Consider the following 280-nt stretch of genomic DNA (forward strand, 5'->3'; position numbering starts at 1 on the left):
TCGCTTTGCACCTCAGCAGTGAATGACTGAGTTGTACCATTCGCATCAACCACTTCGACCGCTATCGTTGCTCCTATCTCATCACTTGTTCCGGAAATCACTGGATTGGGATCGTTCGTGACTCCAAGTGGATTAAGAGTCAGACTCGGGCCTTCAGTATCGACAGTACCAGATTCATTGTCGGTACCCTCGTTTCCTGCGGTATCAGTAATGCTGGCGGTAATATCAAAATCCCCCTCAGCAAGTGCAGTGGGCACCTCAGCTGTCCAACTGCCATCAC

The 280-nt window shown here is 50.4% G+C and carries 1 protein-coding gene; it reads right to left on the minus strand.

The window, feature by feature from the left end:
- Nucleotides 1-280, minus strand: a 280-nt coding sequence (locus tag EXT46_RS18790) for an Ig-like domain-containing protein (protein WP_240701074.1), incomplete at both ends; no start/stop codon positions are given.

This window comes from Pseudoalteromonas sp. CO325X (assembly GCF_004208955.1).
Taxonomy (GTDB): Bacteria; Pseudomonadota; Gammaproteobacteria; order Enterobacterales; family Alteromonadaceae; genus Pseudoalteromonas; species Pseudoalteromonas ruthenica.